Source organism: Gordonia hongkongensis, from assembly GCF_023078355.1.
Lineage (GTDB): Bacteria > Actinomycetota > Actinomycetes > Mycobacteriales > Mycobacteriaceae > Gordonia > Gordonia hongkongensis.
On record NZ_CP095552.1, the window covers coordinates 2,872,134 to 2,889,123 of the forward strand.

General features: G+C 64.0%; 14 protein-coding genes and 2 pseudogenes. 9 read left to right on the forward strand and 7 right to left on the reverse strand.

The window, feature by feature from the left end; all coding sequences use genetic code 11:
- Positions 1-103 precede the first annotated feature (103 nt).
- Together MVF96_RS13065 and MVF96_RS13070 are read left to right on the forward strand one after the other, a co-directional pair.
- Complete coding sequence (locus tag MVF96_RS13065; protein ID WP_078111946.1) at positions 104-454, forward strand: ArsR/SmtB family transcription factor; 351 nt, start codon at positions 104-106, stop codon at positions 452-454.
- Complete coding sequence (locus MVF96_RS13070) at positions 441-782, forward strand: DUF3703 domain-containing protein (protein ID WP_055476920.1); 342 nt, start codon at positions 441-443, stop codon at positions 780-782. The genes MVF96_RS13065 and MVF96_RS13070 overlap by 14 nt, the downstream gene beginning before the upstream one ends.
- Before the next feature lie 92 nt (positions 783-874).
- Here MVF96_RS13070 and MVF96_RS13075 read toward each other — a convergent pair whose 3' ends face one another.
- Complete coding sequence (locus MVF96_RS13075; protein WP_055476902.1) at positions 875-1,534, reverse strand: DUF5134 domain-containing protein; 660 nt, start codon at positions 1,532-1,534, stop codon at positions 875-877.
- Positions 1,535-1,589: 55 nt separating this feature from the next.
- Here MVF96_RS13075 and MVF96_RS13080 point away from each other — a divergent pair, with 55 nt between their 5' ends.
- A complete protein-coding gene (locus tag MVF96_RS13080; protein ID WP_223258964.1) occupies positions 1,590-3,653 on the forward strand; it encodes a cytochrome c oxidase assembly protein in 2,064 nt (687 codons plus the stop codon).
- Here MVF96_RS13080 and MVF96_RS13085 read toward each other — a convergent pair.
- On the reverse strand, positions 3,591-5,837 hold the full coding sequence (locus MVF96_RS13085) for a heavy metal translocating P-type ATPase (RefSeq protein WP_055476901.1): 2,247 nt from the start codon (positions 5,835-5,837) through the stop codon (positions 3,591-3,593). The two genes, MVF96_RS13080 and MVF96_RS13085, sit on opposite strands and share 63 nt — an antisense overlap.
- A gap of 162 nt (positions 5,838-5,999) precedes the next feature.
- Here MVF96_RS13085 and MVF96_RS13090 point away from each other — a divergent pair, with 162 nt between their 5' ends.
- Together MVF96_RS13090 and MVF96_RS13095 are read left to right on the forward strand one after the other, a co-directional pair.
- Positions 6,000-6,371, forward strand: a complete 372-nt coding sequence (locus MVF96_RS13090) for a BlaI/MecI/CopY family transcriptional regulator (RefSeq protein ID WP_055476900.1) — start codon at positions 6,000-6,002, stop codon at positions 6,369-6,371.
- 4 nt (positions 6,372-6,375) lie between these two features.
- Positions 6,376-7,308 (forward strand): M56 family metallopeptidase, encoded by a 933-nt coding sequence (locus MVF96_RS13095; protein WP_055476899.1) that lies wholly within the window; start codon positions 6,376-6,378, stop codon positions 7,306-7,308.
- Between the two features lie 357 nt (positions 7,309-7,665).
- Here MVF96_RS13095 and MVF96_RS13100 read toward each other — a convergent pair whose 3' ends face one another.
- From MVF96_RS13100 to MVF96_RS24640, 3 genes and pseudogenes are all read right to left on the reverse strand, one after another.
- On the reverse strand, positions 7,666-7,941 hold the full coding sequence (locus MVF96_RS13100) for a hypothetical protein (RefSeq protein ID WP_055476898.1): 276 nt from the start codon (positions 7,939-7,941) through the stop codon (positions 7,666-7,668).
- Positions 7,938-9,728: an aa3-type cytochrome oxidase subunit I gene (gene ctaD / locus MVF96_RS13105; protein ID WP_247452106.1), complete on the reverse strand. Its 1,791-nt coding sequence runs from the start codon at positions 9,726-9,728 to the stop codon at positions 7,938-7,940. Before ctaD ends, MVF96_RS13100 begins: the two co-directional genes overlap by 4 nt.
- Before the next feature lie 229 nt (positions 9,729-9,957).
- Positions 9,958-10,883: pseudogene (locus MVF96_RS24640) on the reverse strand (M23 family metallopeptidase).
- Positions 10,884-11,326: 443 nt separating this feature from the next.
- On the opposite strand from MVF96_RS24640, the gene MVF96_RS13115 reads away from it, so the two are divergent.
- The 3 genes from MVF96_RS13115 to MVF96_RS13125 all read left to right on the forward strand — a co-directional run bounded on the left by MVF96_RS13115 (position 11,327) and on the right by MVF96_RS13125 (position 13,895).
- Complete coding sequence (locus MVF96_RS13115; protein ID WP_101821343.1) at positions 11,327-11,896, forward strand: TlpA family protein disulfide reductase; 570 nt, start codon at positions 11,327-11,329, stop codon at positions 11,894-11,896.
- Positions 11,893-12,705, forward strand: coding sequence for a cytochrome c biogenesis CcdA family protein (locus MVF96_RS13120; protein WP_055476895.1), 813 nt, complete (start codon positions 11,893-11,895; stop codon positions 12,703-12,705). Before MVF96_RS13115 ends, MVF96_RS13120 begins: the two co-directional genes overlap by 4 nt.
- 248 nt (positions 12,706-12,953) lie before the next feature.
- Positions 12,954-13,895 carry a cation diffusion facilitator family transporter gene (locus MVF96_RS13125; protein ID WP_065629398.1) on the forward strand — a complete coding sequence of 314 codons (942 nt, stop codon included), beginning with the start codon at positions 12,954-12,956 and terminating at the stop codon, positions 13,893-13,895.
- A gap of 102 nt (positions 13,896-13,997) precedes the next feature.
- Here the strand turns inward: MVF96_RS13125 and MVF96_RS13130 are convergent.
- Positions 13,998-14,575: pseudogene (locus MVF96_RS13130) on the reverse strand (vitamin K epoxide reductase family protein).
- 53 nt (positions 14,576-14,628) lie between these two features.
- Positions 14,629-15,273 (reverse strand): DsbA family protein, encoded by a 645-nt coding sequence (locus MVF96_RS13135; RefSeq protein ID WP_055476459.1) that lies wholly within the window; start codon positions 15,271-15,273, stop codon positions 14,629-14,631.
- Between the two features lie 204 nt (positions 15,274-15,477).
- On the opposite strand from MVF96_RS13135, the gene lnt reads away from it, so the two are divergent.
- Complete coding sequence (gene lnt, locus MVF96_RS13140) at positions 15,478-16,986, forward strand: apolipoprotein N-acyltransferase (protein WP_226514238.1); 1,509 nt, start codon at positions 15,478-15,480, stop codon at positions 16,984-16,986.
- The last annotated feature ends 4 nt before the right edge of the window (positions 16,987-16,990 follow it).

Sequence of the window (16,990 nt, forward strand, 5' to 3'; positions counted from 1 at the left end):
GATAACTTATGCTATGTCAGGCACAGGCAAAGGATTATGCCTTAATCGAGCCGGACGGAAGTCCTGACCTTTACTGTTCAGATGTGCGTGAATACATCGAGTCATGTATCATTTTGGCGTGAGCACGGTGGTAGAAGCGCAGCATGACGCGTTGACGAGGTTTGGATACGCACTATCCGATTCGACGCGAACGCAGGTGTTGGTTCGGTTGCGCCATGGTGGAGCCTATCCGGCGGACTTGGCTGAGGCGATTGGGGTGTCGCGGCAAACGTTGTCGAATCACCTGGCCTGCCTACGGGGATGCGGTTTGGTGGTCGCGGTACCTGAGGGTCGACGGAGTCGGTATGAACTGGCTAATAGCCGGATTGGTCATGCACTCGACGATCTACTCGGGCTGGTACTTGCGTTGGATGATCCGTGCTGCGCCGAGGAGGCTGGCGATGGCTCGCATTAGTGAGGCAGCCCGTGACCTCTACCGGGCAGAGATGGCAGCGGCCGCCGCCGCCGAGGTGGCAGAGCAGCGCTGGCACCATCTTGAACGCGCCCACATCGTGTCCCAGCCGGACCCGTGGTTGCATACTCAGAACCACATTTCGATGTTCAGATTCGCTGTGCACCAACATGATCGGCGCGAAGCGCTCGGCCAGGTGGTGCGCATCATCGTTTCCGCTCCCGGATCGCTGAGCGGACGCTACCCCGAGGGCAACACCGGACGTGTTGCCGCCGGTCTGATGCGCCCGATGCCGGTTCCCGGCGATATCGCTTCTGCGTTACGGTCATGAACAGCCGCAGACGCGACAGTGATGAGCATGCGCTGCGCGGCGGCCGTAGCGATATCGGGAATGACCGCTCACTCTGAGGCTCGGGTGGCCTGTCAGAGTAGAGCGGCGAACATGATTCCTGTCCCACCGGCGGTTAACGTGTGGCATATCCACGAGAACTCTAGATGCGGGCGGCGAAGCGTCGCTACAGCGTTTGACAGTGGTGGCGCTGGGGCCGCGGTGCGTGGCAGCTGAATTGACCGGGCTGCGCAGTAGAGGGTGAGCGCGAGGAAGCCGAGCACGAGTAGCAAGGTGACCGACCCCATCCACATGGGATCTGATGACGGGCCGTGCAGCGGTGTCATCTCGTTGATGGCGTCGGCCCCCGACGGGCCTCCGTGGTGTGCGGGGGCGGTGGCAGCGGGAACGGCGGATGTGGAATTGTGCCGGCTCATCACCGCATACATCCACACCATCGAGGCCATCATCACTGCGGTAGAGACGTAAAGCCGCCGCGCGGTCGTCTTCGGCACCGCGAAGACGACCGCGATTGCTGTGGCGAGAGCGAAGAGCAGCATCAGAGGCAGCAGTGGGAGCTGATTGCCTTGTGGCCACGCCATGACGATCATCGCCAGCGACATCAGGAGCATGAGGCAGTGCACGACTGAGAGCCGCAGGTCGCTGCGGTGGGCGGCTAGGGTGCGAATGCTGTCGATCGCTCCGATCGCGAACATGGCGGTGACGATCCACCGCAGGAGTAGGTCGTCGATCACCGCGGCCCTCGATCCATGTGAGTTAACTACTATGCGCAGTAGTAGCATACGGTTGGTGGGCGAATCAAAGGCGTTGCCGGAGGCTGACACCTCGTCAATCCAGTCGCGACTGCTGCGCGCAGTTCCTCTTCGGGTGGTGGCGCCGTTGCTGGTCGGTGGGCTGATGCTGGTGTTGGCGGTGTACGCCTGGGCGTCCGGGGCCACTCGCTATGTCGAGAGTGCGGATCCTTACCCGGGGATGGGTACGGCTGTGGCCGATGTGGTCGGCAATTTTGCTGGCTTTGCGTTGGCTGCGGCGGTCCTCGGAGGGTTAGTTTCGGTGGTGCTCACCGCGTCTCCCGACTCGCAGGGGTTCATTGACGCTGCGGTGTATCCGGTGTTTCGCCGCGTCCGCCGCGCTGCAGGGTTTGGTGTGGTTGTTGCGGTGCTGATGGCGGTTACGTCGGCCGCGGACACCACTGGTGTGTCCGTGGGCGCGATGGTGTCCAGCGGCAAGGTTGGTTACGCGTTCAGTGTGAGTTTGCCGGCGCTGGCGTGGCTGGTTGTGGCGGCAGCGGGTGTCGTGGTGCTGGTCGGTTCGGTGTCGCTGCGGTGGTCGGTCCAGGTGGCGCTGGTGGTTCCCGCGACGGTCGGGGTGCTCGCGCTGCCTGTGGTCGGTAATGCCGCGCAGGGGCCTGACCACGATTACACGACCGGCGCGGTGATTGTGTTCGCGGCGAGCTTGGCGGTGTCGGTGGGGCTGCGGTGGGCCGACCGGTTTAGGGCTCGTGGTTTGGGGTCGGCGACCATCGACAGGGCGGCCGACCGACGTGTCAGCTATGTCGTCTTGGGCGCCGATGTGACAGCTCTGGTGGGCGCGGTGTGTGTGGTGGTGCTGCTGCGGACTCCGGGCGTGTGGTCGTCGGCTTTCGGTCGCGCTGCGGGGCTGTTGGTGGGTGTACTGGCGGTGCTTGTGATCGCCGATGTTGTGCGCCTGCGCCGGGGTGTGCCGATGTCGGCAACTGCTTCTTCCCTTGCCGCGGGGGCTGCGCTGGCAGCGGTGGCGTGTTGGGCGGTGATGGACACCCGGGTCGCACCCGGGTTGATTGCCCACCCATTCACTGCGTGGGACGTGTACCTGGGTTATTCGCTTCCTGGCCCGCCCGGTGTCGGGTCGCTGGTGTCGTTGTGGCGTGTTGATCTTGTGGTGGGTGTGGCAGCGGTGGTGAGCGCCGTGGGATATGTCGTAGCCGCCAGGCGGGAGCGGGGCGGTGGACATCGCTGGCCGATACGGCGGACCGCGTCATGGGTCACGGGCTGCGCTGTGGTGGTGGTATCCACCAGCTCCGGATTGAAGGCCTACGGCAATGCTCTGTTCAGCGTGCACATGGCCGAACACACGGCTTTGACCATGATCGCACCTATTCTGCTGGTGGGTGGCGCACCGATCACGTTGCTGTTGAGGGTGCTGCCAACGGCAGGTAACACTGGTGGAGCGGCGTGCCGGCGGGGACTGCTGACTCTGCTCGGCTCTGGAGGCGTGCACCTACTGCTCAATCCAGTTGTCGCGTTCGCGTTGTTTGTGGGCTCGTCGTTTCTGGTGTACTTCACACCGGTGTTCGACGTACTCGTCCGCTACCACTGGGGGCACGTCTTGATGAGCGTGCTGTTTATCACCCTTGGGTACCTGTTCTTTTGGGTCTCTGTGGGGATCGACCCGGGCCCCAAGCAGTTGCCGATTCTGGCGCGCCTAGGTCTGCTGTTCGCCGTCATGCCTTTTCACGCCATTTTTGGTATCGCACTGATGACCTCCACGACGGTGATCGGTGAATCCTTCTACAGCCAGTTGCAACTGCCGTGGGGTCCCGACCTCGCGCGCACGCAGTGGGCGGGCGGTGTGGTGGCCGCAGTGATCAGCGAGATTCCGATGGTGGTGGTCTGCCTGGTGCTGTTGGTGCAGTGGGTGCGTGCCGAACGCCGGCCCGATCTGCCCGAGTCCGTCGCCATTGATGGCAGCGACTCTCGAACCGTCGCAGCGATGGTGTCTCAGCTGGCACCGACCCAGCAACTGTCACCCTCAGTGGTCTACACGCGCGAAGTTCTGCAGACGCAGGCTGTTGGAGACGACGAAAAACGATGACAAGGCCATTGCCGCCCCGGCGATCAGGGGGTTGAGCAGTCCAGCGGCAGCAAGCGGCAGTGCGGCGATGTTGTAACCGAACGCCCATGCCAGATTGGTGCGCATCGTCCGTCGGGTGGCCGAGGCGAGGTGCAGGGCCAACGCGACGGTGGTGAGATCGTCGCGCACCAACACGATGTCGGCGGCGCCGATAGCGACATCGGTACCGCCACCGATAGCAATGCCCAGATCCGCCGAAGCCAGAGCGGGCCCGTCGTTAATGCCGTCACCGACCATCGCCACACAGGCACCGCTCCTGCGCGCGTCGTCGATGATGGCCACTTTCTCAGCCGGGAGCACCCCGGCGGTCACGTCATCGATGCCGACCTGCGCTGCTACGCGCTGCGCTGCGCCGGCGTTGTCGCCGGTGACCAACAACGTGCGAAGTCCCATGCGGTGCAACTCATCGACTGCCTGGCGAGCAGAGGGTTTGGCGCTATCGCGAATGTCGATGAGGCCCCGAACTGCATCGTCGACCGCGACGTACACCGCGGTGCCACCAGAGCGTTCGACGTCAGCGCGCTGCGCGTCGAGCGCGGCAGGCACCGCAGCGGTACGGGCAATCCACGTCGGCGAGCCCACCTGCACCCTCAGGCCGTCGATCACTCCACGCACGCCACTGCCGACGTCGGTGACCACCTCGACCGGTGCAGGAAGGGACTGCGGACCGGCCGCTGCGGCGATAGCGGTAGCGATGGGGTGGCTGGTGTGCTGCTCGAGTGTCGCGGCCCAGCCAAGGATCAACTCCGTGCTGTTGTTGTCGACGGTGTACACGCCGCTGACCTGAGGTCGCCCATTGGTGAGAGTGCCGGTCTTGTCGAAGACCACCACATCGATCGTCCCGGACAGTTCCAATGCGGAATGCCCTTTGAGGAAGATTCCCAGTTGGGCGCCGCGCCCGGTGGCGATCACCAGGGCCATCGGCATGGCCAGGCCCAGCGCGCACGGGCAGGCGATGACCAGCACGGCCACCGCGGCGCTCACGGCGTGCTCCCAGGACGCTCCGGTTAGTGACCAGCCCACGACAGTGCTCACAGCCAGGGCGATGACGCATGGTACGAAGATCGCGGCGATACGGTCAGCGACCCGTTGAGCGCGGGCCTTGGCCATCTGTGCGCTATCGACCAGCGCGATCATCTCCGCAAGGCGTGTGTCGTCACCGACTGCAGTGACTTCCACCCGTAATCGCCCGTCGAGGCAGGTAGTGCCCCCGACTGCGGTGGAGCGGTGGTTGGCTGATACTTGCACCGGCGTCGTCTCTCCGGTCATCGCACTGAGGTCCACACTGGCTGTGCCCTCGATCACATGCCCGTCCGAGGGAATGGTCTCACCCGGCAGCACGATGAGTCGTTGACCGACTTTGAGTTCCGCCAGGGGTATGAGCATGCTCGTACCCCCTGCACACTCGACGCGGGCCTCGGTTGCGCGTAGCGCGGCCAGCGCGCTCAATGCCTGGACAGCTTGTGTGCGGGCACGCGCTTCGTAGTAGCGTCCCGCCAGCACGAAGACCGTCACGCCGGCGGCAACTTCGAGGTAGATCGAGTCACTGGAGAAGATCGCTGACCACACCCCCTGACCCGCGGCAGACATCGCATCGGCCGAGAACATCGAATACATCGACAGGGCGGTCGCGGCCAGCACTCCCAGGGAGACGAGCGTGTCCATCGTGGCCACACCGGTCCGCAACGTACGCACCGCGGTGCGGTAGAACGGCCACGCACAATAGGTCACGACTGGTGCGGCAAGCGCCACCAACACCGCTTGCCACCCGGGAAAACGCAGGTCCGGGATGACGGCGAGCACTACGGAGAGGTTGGCCAGCGGCACGAACAGGGCCAGCGCGACGATCAGTCGGGTGAACAGCGCCTTCGCCGTCGACGCATCCTCGTTGACAGGAGGAGCCTGCTCGGTCAGTTCCGTAGCCGAATAGCCTGCCGTGTGAACAGCGTCGATCGCATCGGCCACGCCTGCGTGGCTATCGAGTTCCACGGTGGCCCGCCGAGTAGCGTAGTTCACCGAGGCGCGTACGCCGTCAATCTTGTTGAGTTTGCGTTCCACTCGGGCTGCGCACGCACCGCAGGTCATGCCACCTACATCGAGTTGGATGCGGCGGGTCGAGTACGTGTCGTCAACGAGGTCGGTCACGAGTGGCGCTTTCAGTAGGCGGTGAGGTGAGTCATGGCACCGCAGGAAATGCGAAAAGTGTGTCAGATGGTGGCGGCCAACCTGGCGAAGCCACCTTCGGCTACTAAGCAGGGTAGTTTGTTCTAGACTGGCAGCAAAGACAAGGCGATCAGGCAGGCGACGGTGACTCAATTGGGTTCGTTGGAACGCGCAGTGATGGACGTGCTGTGGGGCGCTTCTGCGGCGATGAGTGTGCACGACATTGTCGATGCGTTGGCCGATCGCGATCTGGCGTACACGACGGTGTTGACCGTGGTAACCAATCTGCACAAGAAGGGCTTCGCCGGACGCGAGAAGATCAGCCGCGCCTACAGGTACTTCCCGTTGCAGTCGCGGGAGGAGGCGACGTCGCAGACACTGCGACGGGTGCTCGATGCCAGCGGCGATTCCACGGCGGTCCTGATGCATTTCGCGCGGATGGTTACCCCCGAGGAGCGCGAGGTCCTTAGCGAACACTTGTCCCGGACGCGGACGGATCGTCCGAGAAGGCGCTGAGAGTGTGAGCGTTGCTTTGGCCCACCTGGTGGGCGCGGCCGTGCTGGGTGTGTTGGGTCCTTACGTTCTCGACCGATTGCCACAGCGATGGTCACCGCGGGTAGTGATCACCGCATGGGTCAGCAGCATTGCCACTGCGGTGGGACTGCTTCTCCTGTCGGCGCTGTCGGCCTTATGGCCCGATGCGCCGCCTGCGGAGCGTTTCGTCGACACGTTGGCTCGGTGCGCTGGCGCTGTCCTGCATGCGGTGCGCGACGATTTCAGCCAGGTGTATGGCATCACCGTCGCCGTCGTGCTGTTCGCCGTGGTCGCTCGCACCGCGATGTCGTGCGCTCGTCACACGCGCGATGTGCAACGTGTGCAACGCCTTCATCGCGACGTCGTTGCGGTGGTAGGCAGCACCGAACCCGATACCCCCGACGTACTCTGGATCGATCATCCCCACCCCATGGCCTACTGCGTCGGCGGACGCAGCGGTTTCGTGGTAGCCACCAGCGCGCTGCGCACACGCGTGCCGGCCGAGGCGCGGGCAGCAGTACTGGCACACGAGTTCGCCCATCTAAGGTCTCGTCACGACCGGGTCCTGGCGGTCTGCGACGTCATGGCACGTGCTCTGCCCTTCGTACCGCTGTTTCGGCGGGCGCCAGCGGCGGTCGCGGCCCTGATCGAAGTGGATGCCGACATGTCGGCAGCCCGGGTCACCAGCACGGCTGCGGTACGCAGCGCACTGGCCCATGTCACCGGTCAGGGCGTAGGCCCCGGGACCCCCATGCAGCACTCCACGCGCTACCGGCTGCGCATGCTCGACAATGGCGTGATCGAGCCGACCAAATCGAAGTACGCAGCGGCGAGTGTACTGCCACTTCTGGGTGCCGCATTGTGTACCGTTGCAGCACTTCCGGTGCTCTCAGTTGTTGCGCATGGGCTCACCGCGTGAGTCCCCGCACCGCCACGTTCACTCTTCAGCAGTTAGTGTCGCAAACCCGGTGACGTTTCGTTCATCTGCGCCACCGGTAACGACGACCTTCACCGGCGCGTGTCTCATGGTGTTGCGCGCACGCCCCGCGCGCGCCGCCCCCGCGAGGCCCAGAGTGCATCTTCGCCATCGGACCCGCCAGCCGAGAGACTGTCGCAACAGGATGCATAATCCACGTCACCAGGGTCATACCGGGATCGCGTCAGCTATGCATCGGGGCGTGCAGTCTCGACATGGCCCACGTGGCGCTGTGCAGCACCACGCCCCGCAGGCAAGGCTCTGATCACGCAGAGTTGGGCCGATGGATGACGCGACCGGCTACCGCCGCAGCGCACGGCCGCGCGCTGGTTGTGCTGTGCGGGCCGCGATCGCGGCTGCTCCGCGGGCCGCGCAGGCTGCCGCGGTCGCCGCGATCAGCCACAGCAGCAGGGGAGTGCCCTGAGCGAGGACAGAACCCGCGAGCAGGGTCAACGCAAAGGTCATCAACGCGGTGTAGCCGACTGCGAGGATGGCGAACCATCGAGGAACGGTCAGCGGGCGGCGCGATCGCGGGACGGCGGCCTGGTCGAGGGCCGGGAAGGGGGAGTTGTTCACGGTCGGCTCTCCGGGTCGGGATCTGTAGATGCTTCATGGTCTCCGGTGGTCAGCGGCGCACGGCGGACTTCTTCTGCGGTCTCGCTGGGTTGACCGTGCTGTGTGCCGACGTGGGCTTCGGCGCGCATCCGCTCCACCATGTGCGGGTAGTGCAGTTCGAACGCTGGACGCTCCGACCGGATGCGGGGGAGTTCGGTGAAGTTGTGGCGCGGCGGTGGGCAGCTGGTGGCCCATTCCAGGGAGTTGCCGAAGCCCCATGGATCGTCGACGGTGACGACCTCGCCGTAGCGGTAGCTGCGGAAGACGTTCCACAGGAACGGCAGTGTCGAGATGCCGAGGACGAACGCGCCGGCGGTGGAGATGATGTTGAGCGTGGTGAAGCCGTCTGAGGGCAGGTAGTCGGCGTATCGGCGGGGCATGCCTTCTGCTCCGAGCCAGTGTTGCACCAAGAAGGTGAGGTGGAAGCCGATGAACGTCAGCCAGAAATGGATCTTGCCCAGGCGTTCGTCGAGCAGGCGTCCGGTCATCTTCGGGAACCAGAAGTAGATGCCGGCGTAGGTGGCGAACACGATGGTGCCGAAGAGGACGTAGTGGAAGTGGGCCACCACGAAGTAGCTGTCGGAGAGTTGAAAGTCGATGGGTGGGCTGGCCAGGAGCACACCGGTGAGTCCGCCGAAGAGGAAGGTGACCATGAAGCCGACCGAGAACAACATCGGTGTCTCGAACGTCATGTGGCCCCGCCACATTGTGCCGATCCAGTTGAAAAACTTTACGCCCGTCGGCACCGCGATCAGGAACGTCATGAAGGAGAAGAACGGCAACAGCACGGCGCCGGTGACATACATATGGTGTGCCCACACCGCGACCGATAGGGCGGCGATGGCGAGGGTGGCGTAGACCAGTCCTGAGTACCCGAACAACGGTTTACGGCTGAAGACCGGGAAAATCTCGGAGACGATGCCGAAGAACGGCAGCGCGATGATGTAGACCTCGGGGTGGCCGAAGAACCAGAACATGTGCTGCCAGAGAATGGCGCCGCCGTTGGACGGATCGAACAGATTCGCGCCGAATTGACGGTCGACTTCGGCGCCGAGCAGTGCCGCGGTGAGCAGCGGGAACACCAGCAAGATCAGGACACTGGTGACCAGGATGTTCCACGTGAAGATCGGCATGCGAAACATCGTCATTCCCGGTGCGCGCAGACAGATGACCGTGGTGACCATATTGACCGCGCCCAGGATGGTGCCCAAGCCGGACACTGTCAGTCCGAGAAACCACATGTCCGAGCCGACGCCGGGTGAGTGAATGGCATCGCTGAGCGGGGTGTAGGCGGTCCAGCCGAAGTCGGCGGCACCACCGGGGGTGATGAAGCCGGCGATCGCGATGGTCGAGCCGAAGACGAACAGCCAGAAGCCGAGGGCGTTGAGCCGCGGGAAGGCGACGTCGGGAGCGCCGATCTGCAGGGGCAGTACGAAGTTGGCGAAGCCGATCACGATGGGGGTGGCATACATCAGCAGCATGATCGTGCCGTGCATGGTGAACAGCTGGTTGTACTGCTCGGTCGAGAGGAACTGCATGCCCGGCGTCGTGAGCTCGCCGCGCATCAGCAGCGCCATCAGGCCGCCGATGAGGAAGAACGCGAAGCACACGACGATGTACATCATGCCGATCAACTTGTGATCGGTCGTGGTCAGCAGCTTGTAGATGAATGACCCTCTGGACTTGCGCCGCTCGGGGTAGGGCCGCGTAGCGACCACCTCGGGTGGGCGCGGGGACACCGCGGTCATCAGGCCTCCATCTGAGTCGGACAAACGGTGGCCCTGATCGAGCAACACGCGCATCCTGCGTGCGACTTCCCGGGCCGTAACTACGGACTGTAGTCGATTAACTACTAGGTAGCATAGTTGGGCCCGGAATCCCGAATCTCGGGCGAGTACCGACATGGCGGCAACGAAAAGTCGGCTCCCTCACCAATATCAGGCGCGGAGGGTCATCGCGGTTACGCGGCGCTGCTCCCTACCGCCAGAGGTCTGCACTTCCGCTGCTCGGCGGTTCGTTGGGAGGGATAGTAGGTTCGCCGTCGGCGGGCAGACGGACGCCGCGTTCGGCGAGCCAGCTCACCGGGTCGAGGGCAGCACCGGATGCATCGGCCACCTCGAAATGCAAGTGGGGGCCGGTTGAGTTACCTCGGTTGCCAACCGTGGCAATGGGTTGGCCGACCGTGACCGGAGCCGCTACCTCGATGAGGTTGTCGTCGTTATGGCCGTAGGTGGTGACTGTTCCATCGGCATGTCGGATACGTACCCACAATCCGAAGCCTTGGGCAGGGCCGGAGTTGATCACTTCGCCGTCGGTGACCGCGAAAATCGGCGCGCCGAGGTCGTTGCCGATGTCCATGCCCTGATGACCTCGACCGTCACCGAAGGTGGAGGTGATTCGACCATTCGTCGGAGCGACTACGGACCCCGGCGACGGCGACGAATAGACGGGTGGACCGTTCGGTGCGGGATGCGGGGTCGCAGGATCGTGGGGACGCATCTCAAATGCCAGCAGCGCCAGCAACCGCCCGATCGGTAGCGCGTCGACAACCAGTTCGGCGGCTGCTCGTCCCGCACTGAGAACGGCGGCAAAGCAACCCACCGCAGTGATGGGGTCATCCGTTGGCTCCGACGGCTCGACTGGGCGCGCACGATCGGCCAGACATGTGCTGACGGTCCGGATCTCGTCGGCTAGTTCCCCCATCGCCGGCCCCCCAAGGATGCCGAGATCGTCTCGGCGACCAGTTGGGCGAACTGCTGGGCCACATGGGTGTCATCTGCGTCGGCGCGCGCTCGAGCGTCAAGCGAGAGGCTCAGCAGAACCGCAGCAACAATTCCCACGGCCCCCAGCCTCAGACAGGGCCGTGCAACGCCGCAGCGGCGAATGAGGGACGACATAGGCATGCCAGCGAGACCTTCCGGAGACGGGCGCGACGCACTGACGTTCAGCACCGCACGCCAGGTGCACATGAGGCCCCGATTGGCAGCCCTCCGTTCGAACCATAGGCCCCACAGGTCACAGCAGTAACACGATCCGGTTGAGCGTCAGTCGCAACTGGCGGCCTCTATTACTAGGGAACGTAGTTGCAGATAAGCAATGATGCCCAGCCTCGGGACCTCGACCGAATCAAGCGTAATCACAGCTGAGCGCACCGATACGTCAGATGAACGCGGCAGAACCCTCGCCGCGGGACGTGGGCCTACGGGCCGGTGCAGATCGCAAAAACTACGGCTATGTTGACAACGCGAACGTTAATCTACCACGCTGCGTAGTAGATCAAGGTCAAGGAGTGCTGGTGCAGCAGGAGAGAAGGATATCCGCGGTGCGGGCGGCAATCCTGGCGCTGATGTGCGTGGTGCCGTGGGTAGCGTCGGGTTGTGGTAGCGCTGGCGACGACGCCGTTGCGCAGGGGGGAACCTTTCAGTTCGTCTCACCCGGCGGGCAGACGGTCATCACCTACGACCCGCCTGCAAGCCGTCAGAGGATCGCTGACGTCTCAGGCCCTGATGTGGTGACCGACCAGACCGTCGGACTCAACGACTTCGCAGGCAAAGTCGTCGTCATCAACGTATGGGGTTCGTGGTGCGGACCCTGCCGGGGAGAAGCCGACGACCTCGAGCATGTCTACGCCCAGAACAAGACCTCGGGGGTCGAGTTCCTCGGTATCAATCTGCGCGACAACCGGCAAGCGGCGAAGGACTTCATTGTCGACAGGAAAGTCGCCTTTCCCTCGATCTACGACTTTGCCGGCATCACTCTGGCTGCGCTGACCACTCCAACGTCGGTGGTGCCGACGACCATCGTGCTCGACCGCGACCACCGTCCGGCCGCGGTGTTCCTCAAGGCCATCACCGCCGACGAACTCGGGGCAACAGTTCAGCGCGTCGTCGCTGAGCCTGTGACACAACGCCCATGACGGCGCAGTCAGTCGAACTGCAAGCCTCGGTCGGCGAGACGTTTGCTGACGTCGTCGCCAGCGGTCCGCTACTGCTGGCGCTGCTCGCATGCATGATCGCCGGGCTGGTGTCGTTCGCCTCACCGTGTGTGGTCCCGCTCGTCCCGGGGTATCTGTCTTATCTGGCTGGCGTGGTCGGCGCCGAGGCGCCGGCGGTGTCGGTGGGGGAGTCGAATAAACGGGGTCGCTCGCGTGTGGCGCTCGCCGCAGGCCTGTTCGTCATCGGTTTCACCGTGGTTTTCGTGGCAGCGACCGCCACAGTACTTGGGGTCACCACGACTTTCGTGGTGAATCGTGAAGTCCTGCAACGTATCGGCGGTGTGGTCACCATCGTCATGGGCTTGGTGTTTATCGGGCTGGTGCCGGCACTGCAACAGGAACGACGGTTCGCCCCCCGCCGCGTCTCCAACATCGCCGGCGCCCCGCTGCTCGGCGGGGTCTTTGCACTCGGGTGGACCCCGTGCCTGGGGCCCACACTCGCGGCAGTCATTGCTACGGCCAGCGGCACCGAAGGCGCCACCGCAGCCAAGGGCGTCGCGCTGATCGTGGCGTACTGCGCCGGCCTTGGCATTCCTTTTGTTGTGCTTGCGTTTTCCTCGGCGTGGGCGTTGCGAAGCCTCGGCTGGTTGCGCACCCACGCCCGCATGATCCAGATCGCCGGCGGGGCCATGATGATCGCGGTGGGCATCGCTTTGATCACCGGCCTGTGGGACCAATTCATCGTGTGGGTGCGCGACGCGTTCATCACCGATACTCAACTACCCATCTGAGCCCTGTGGTGGCGGCCCCGATTCGACGTCCACAGCGTCCCCCTGTTTCCGGTCACCGCACCCTCACGAGACCGAACAACCACCGCCTCCACGCCGCCAACGTCGGGCCATCTCAGCACATCCCGAGTCAGTCGTGACGTGATCCGCTGGTACCGTTCCGGCCCGGTCTGTCATATAGTCACATGCGCATGTATTGATATATAGGGGTAGCGTGGCTATCTGGGTGTGGATGAGAGGGAGTACGAAGTATGGGAGCCGGACACAACCACGGACCAACCGATCCTGCGTCCAGCGACTCGTCGCTGCGTGTCCGTCTGGCGATAGCGTTTGTTCTGACGGGGATCATTGTCGTGGCCCAGTTGGTCGGGTCGGTGATCACGGGAAGTCTGGCGCTGCTGACCGACACCGCGCACGCTGCGACAGATGCGATCGGGTTGGCGGTCGCGCTGGTCGCAGCAACCGTGATGCACCGTCCGGTCAGCAAGACTCGCACATGGGGACTGCGGCGCATCGAGGTCATCGCCGCTCTGGGGCAGGCCTCGCTGCTGCTTGCTGTCGGGCTCTACGCCGCTGTTGAGGGCGTGCGGAGACTGTTCGCTCCGCCAGAGGTTCCCTCGACCGAACTGCTGATCTTCGGAATCATCGGGCTCGTGGCGAACATCGTCGCCATGCTGGTGCTTGCCTCAGGACGCGGGGCCAACTTCAACATGCGAGCGGCGTTCCTGGAGGTCCTCAACGACGCACTGGGATCGCTGGGTGTAATTGTCGCCGCGATCGTCATCGCTACCACCGGCTTCCAACAAGCCGACGCACTGGCCGGCCTGTTCATTGCGCTACTGATCGCACCCCGCGCCCTCAAGCTCATGGCAGAGACGACGCGAGTGCTGATGGAGTTCACGCCCAGGGAGATCGATTTGGACGACGTCAGGGCCCACATTCTCGAGATGGACCGCGTGCAGGACGTGCACGACCTCCACGCATCGACGGTGGCCACTGGTCTGCCGATCATTAGCGCTCACGTGGTGGTCGATGACGACTGCTTCCAGGACGGGCACGCCCCCACGATCTTGAATGACATCCGAACGTGCGTGGCGACCCACTTCGCCATCTCCTTCGAGCACTCCACCTTCCAGCTCGAGACCAGTGCCCAGCGTCACCAGGAGGAAGCCTTGGCAGCCCATCACCCGTGAGGGGTGGCGCATCGACGACACCCACGCCGCCGGTCTGCGCACGAAGTGCACGATCGTTGCCAGGGGAGAGACGATGCTTCACCCCTGTCAATCGGGCCACGGTCACACCAGCGTGGACCAGTACCACCAGAAGCGTTCGATGATGAGGGCGATCACCGCCATCGCCCACACCAGCGGTACTACGGTGTGCACCGTGAGGACCACATCGAGGGCTCGGCGTGCTCTCCCGGATGGGCAGACATGGTCGGCATTGCGCAGGCTCACATACCAAAAGGCAACCACGACAACGACCCACACGGCCATGCAGTACGGGCAGAGTGCATCGATTCGATACAGACTCTGAAATATCAGCCAATGGACGAACACCACCGCACCCGTCAGGCCGATCTGCAATCCGATCATGACCCACAAGGCCGGGCGGGGTCCTAGCAGGACGGCGATAGCGATCAGAGCTGTGAAGCCTGCGATTCCGAGCAGTGAGTTGGGGAACCCGAAGACGGCTGCTTGGGGGTGTCCATGACCGATCCGCAATTGACGATCGGGTTGATACTGCAGGTCGGCGTGTAGTTCGGATCGGTTGCCAGTTCGAACTTTTCGACGGTCAGTGCGAACGCAGCGACAAGTCCAATGCCTCCGCAGACCGCAAGAATCCACGGGAGCAGCCGCGGGAAAACCGGGATCTGCGTGTCGGGCGCAAAGCCTGACGGCTCTGAGGTCTGCCGGGGTGTGATGGTCACTGACGTATCGCGGATTCGAGCGCAGAGCTCAGATCGTCATAGCCTTCGGGCTTGATGAGTTCGTCGTTGATGAAGAACGTGGGGGTTCCGGTCACGCCTAGTGCTTTGCCGTCAGCGACATCGCGGTCGATGAGCTCGCGGGTGGCCTGTGAGTCATAGGCGGCGGCGAATCGCTCCATGTCCAGGCCCAACACCTGGGCGTAGGAGAAGAACAGATCGTCCAGCGGCACCTTTTGTTCGCCCCAGCTGCGTTGAGTGTCGAACATCTTGCGGTACATCGGTTCGAATTGGCCTTGTTCGGCCGCCGCGGCCACGGCCCGTGCCGCGCGGTCGGCGTTGAAGTGCCCGGGGAGGGGGAAGTAGCGGACCACGAAAGTGACTTGATCGCCGTAGGTTTGGCGAAGCTGCTCCACCGCCGGGTACGCCGCCCCACACCCTTCACACTCGAAGTCCAGGAACTCGACAAATGTCGCCTTGGACTCGGTCGGAGCCGATAGCCGTGGAGAATCAGGCCGTACCGTCGTATACGCCTGGTCGCCGGACTGTTCGCTCTCTCCGGCCCGGGAGACCACGAACACCACTGTGAGCGCCAGGCAGAACACGAAGACTGCCGCGAGCGACATCTTGACGTTGCGACTCATCGAGACATCCCTCCGCGTCGAACCTTGACCGCTTGAGCTGGCACGATCATCACTCCCGTCACGTTTACTACTACGTTGGCTAGTAGTTTACAGGGCGTGCGGTGTCGTCCGGGCGATTGGCGTGCATATCACGCACGACCGAACCGGTGAGGGGAGCGGTGGGCGGTGAGTCGTCACTCGGATGCTCGGCATGCCGGCGCAGGTCTGCCACCGATATGTGCATCTGCACTACGTATCGCGGCTGCGGCCGGTTCGGGCGGGCTGCTGTATGTGAGCTTCCCTCCGCGCCAACTGTGGTTCCTTGCCCCGGTGGCGATCGCGGTCCTGGTGGTGACACTGCGTGGGCGGTCGCTGTGGGCGGCGTCAGGCTACGGCTATCTCGCTGGGCTGGGCTTTTTCGTGCCGCTGCTGCCGTGGGTCGGTACGTATGTGGGTGCGGTGCCGTGGCTGGCCTTGGCGGCGGTCGAGGCGGTGGCGTTCGGTGTCTTCGGGGCGGTGGCGGCGCTGGTCGGCAGATGCCGCGGAGCGCCGGTGTGGCTAGCATGCGCCTGGGTGGCAGTCGAAGCCGTCCGCTCCCGCGTGCCTTTTGGCGGTTTTCCCTGGGGCCGAATAGCATTCGGTCAGCCGGACGGGTTCTTGCTGCCGTTAGCGGCCTTGGCTGGCGCGCCGGGGTTGTCCTTCGTTGTGGTGCTGCTCGGCGCACTCCTGGCCGCGATCGCAGTGGCGGTAATCAACGTGCACCCTCGGGCGTTGGCCGGCCCAGGCGTAGCAGTCGCCGTAGTGGGAGTGCTGACATGGACCCTGGCGCCGTCGCAGACAGCAGAACCGGAGGAGCAGTCGGTGACGGTGGCGTTGGTGCAGGGCAACGTACCGCGGTTGGGTTTGGACTTCAATGCTCAGCGACGTGCAGTGCTCGACAATCATGTCCGGCGCACTCTCGACCTGGCGGAGGAGGTCAGCTCTGGGCGGGTCGTGCGTCCCGATGTGGTGGTGTGGCCGGAGAACTCATCCGATATCGACCCGTTCGGTAACCGTGATGCTGCGGCGCAAATTGATCGTGCCGCGCGGGCGATCGAGGTGCCGATCCTGGTGGGCGCGGTGATCGCCGGGAGCCACAGCACGTCCCGCAATACGTTGGTGGTGTGGGATCCCGTCACCGGGCCTGGTCAGGAGCATGACAAACGTCAGCTGGTGCCGTTCGGGGAGTACTTGCCGCTGCGGGGACTGATGACACAGCTTTCGTCCTACGCCAGCCGGGCTGGCAACTTCATTCCTGGCACAGGCGATGGCGTTGTCGATCTTGCCGGGGTGCCCGTGGCGGTAGCGACCTGCTACGAAGTCGCGTTCGACGATCTGGTGACCGAATCGGTGCGCGCCGGTGCGCAGCTGATCGCGGTTCCGACGAACAACGCGACGTTCGGGCGCACCGAGATGACCTACCAGCAACTCGCGATGTCGCGAGTTCGGGCAGTCGAACACGATAAGGCGGTGGTCATCGCAGCAACCAGTGGCGTGAGCGCGGTCATCGAACCTGATGGGACCATTGCACAACGCACAGAATTGTTCTCCCCCGATGTTCTCATCGCGCGGGTGCCGTTGAGGACAACGACGACCCTGGCGACGCGGATCGGAGCAGCAGGAGAAGGGATCTGTGCTGCCGCCGTCCTGGCGGCACTGATTGTACGCACGTGGAGATCACGCCTACGCTCCTGACGCG

Coding starts and splice junctions, on each gene's coding strand:
- MVF96_RS13065 (WP_078111946.1), top strand. CDS start 104: ATGTATCATTTTGGCGTGAGCACGGTGGTAGAAGCGCAGCATGACGCG.
- MVF96_RS13070 (WP_055476920.1), top strand. CDS start 441: ATGGCTCGCATTAGTGAGGCAGCCCGTGACCTCTACCGGGCAGAGATG.
- ctaD (WP_247452106.1), bottom strand. CDS start 9,728: ATGACCGCGGTGTCCCCGCGCCCACCCGAGGTGGTCGCTACGCGGCCC.
- MVF96_RS13115 (WP_101821343.1), top strand. CDS start 11,327: ATGTGCGTGGTGCCGTGGGTAGCGTCGGGTTGTGGTAGCGCTGGCGAC.
- MVF96_RS13120 (WP_055476895.1), top strand. CDS start 11,893: ATGACGGCGCAGTCAGTCGAACTGCAAGCCTCGGTCGGCGAGACGTTT.
- MVF96_RS13125 (WP_065629398.1), top strand. CDS start 12,954: ATGGGAGCCGGACACAACCACGGACCAACCGATCCTGCGTCCAGCGAC.
- MVF96_RS13135 (WP_055476459.1), bottom strand. CDS start 15,273: ATGAGTCGCAACGTCAAGATGTCGCTCGCGGCAGTCTTCGTGTTCTGC.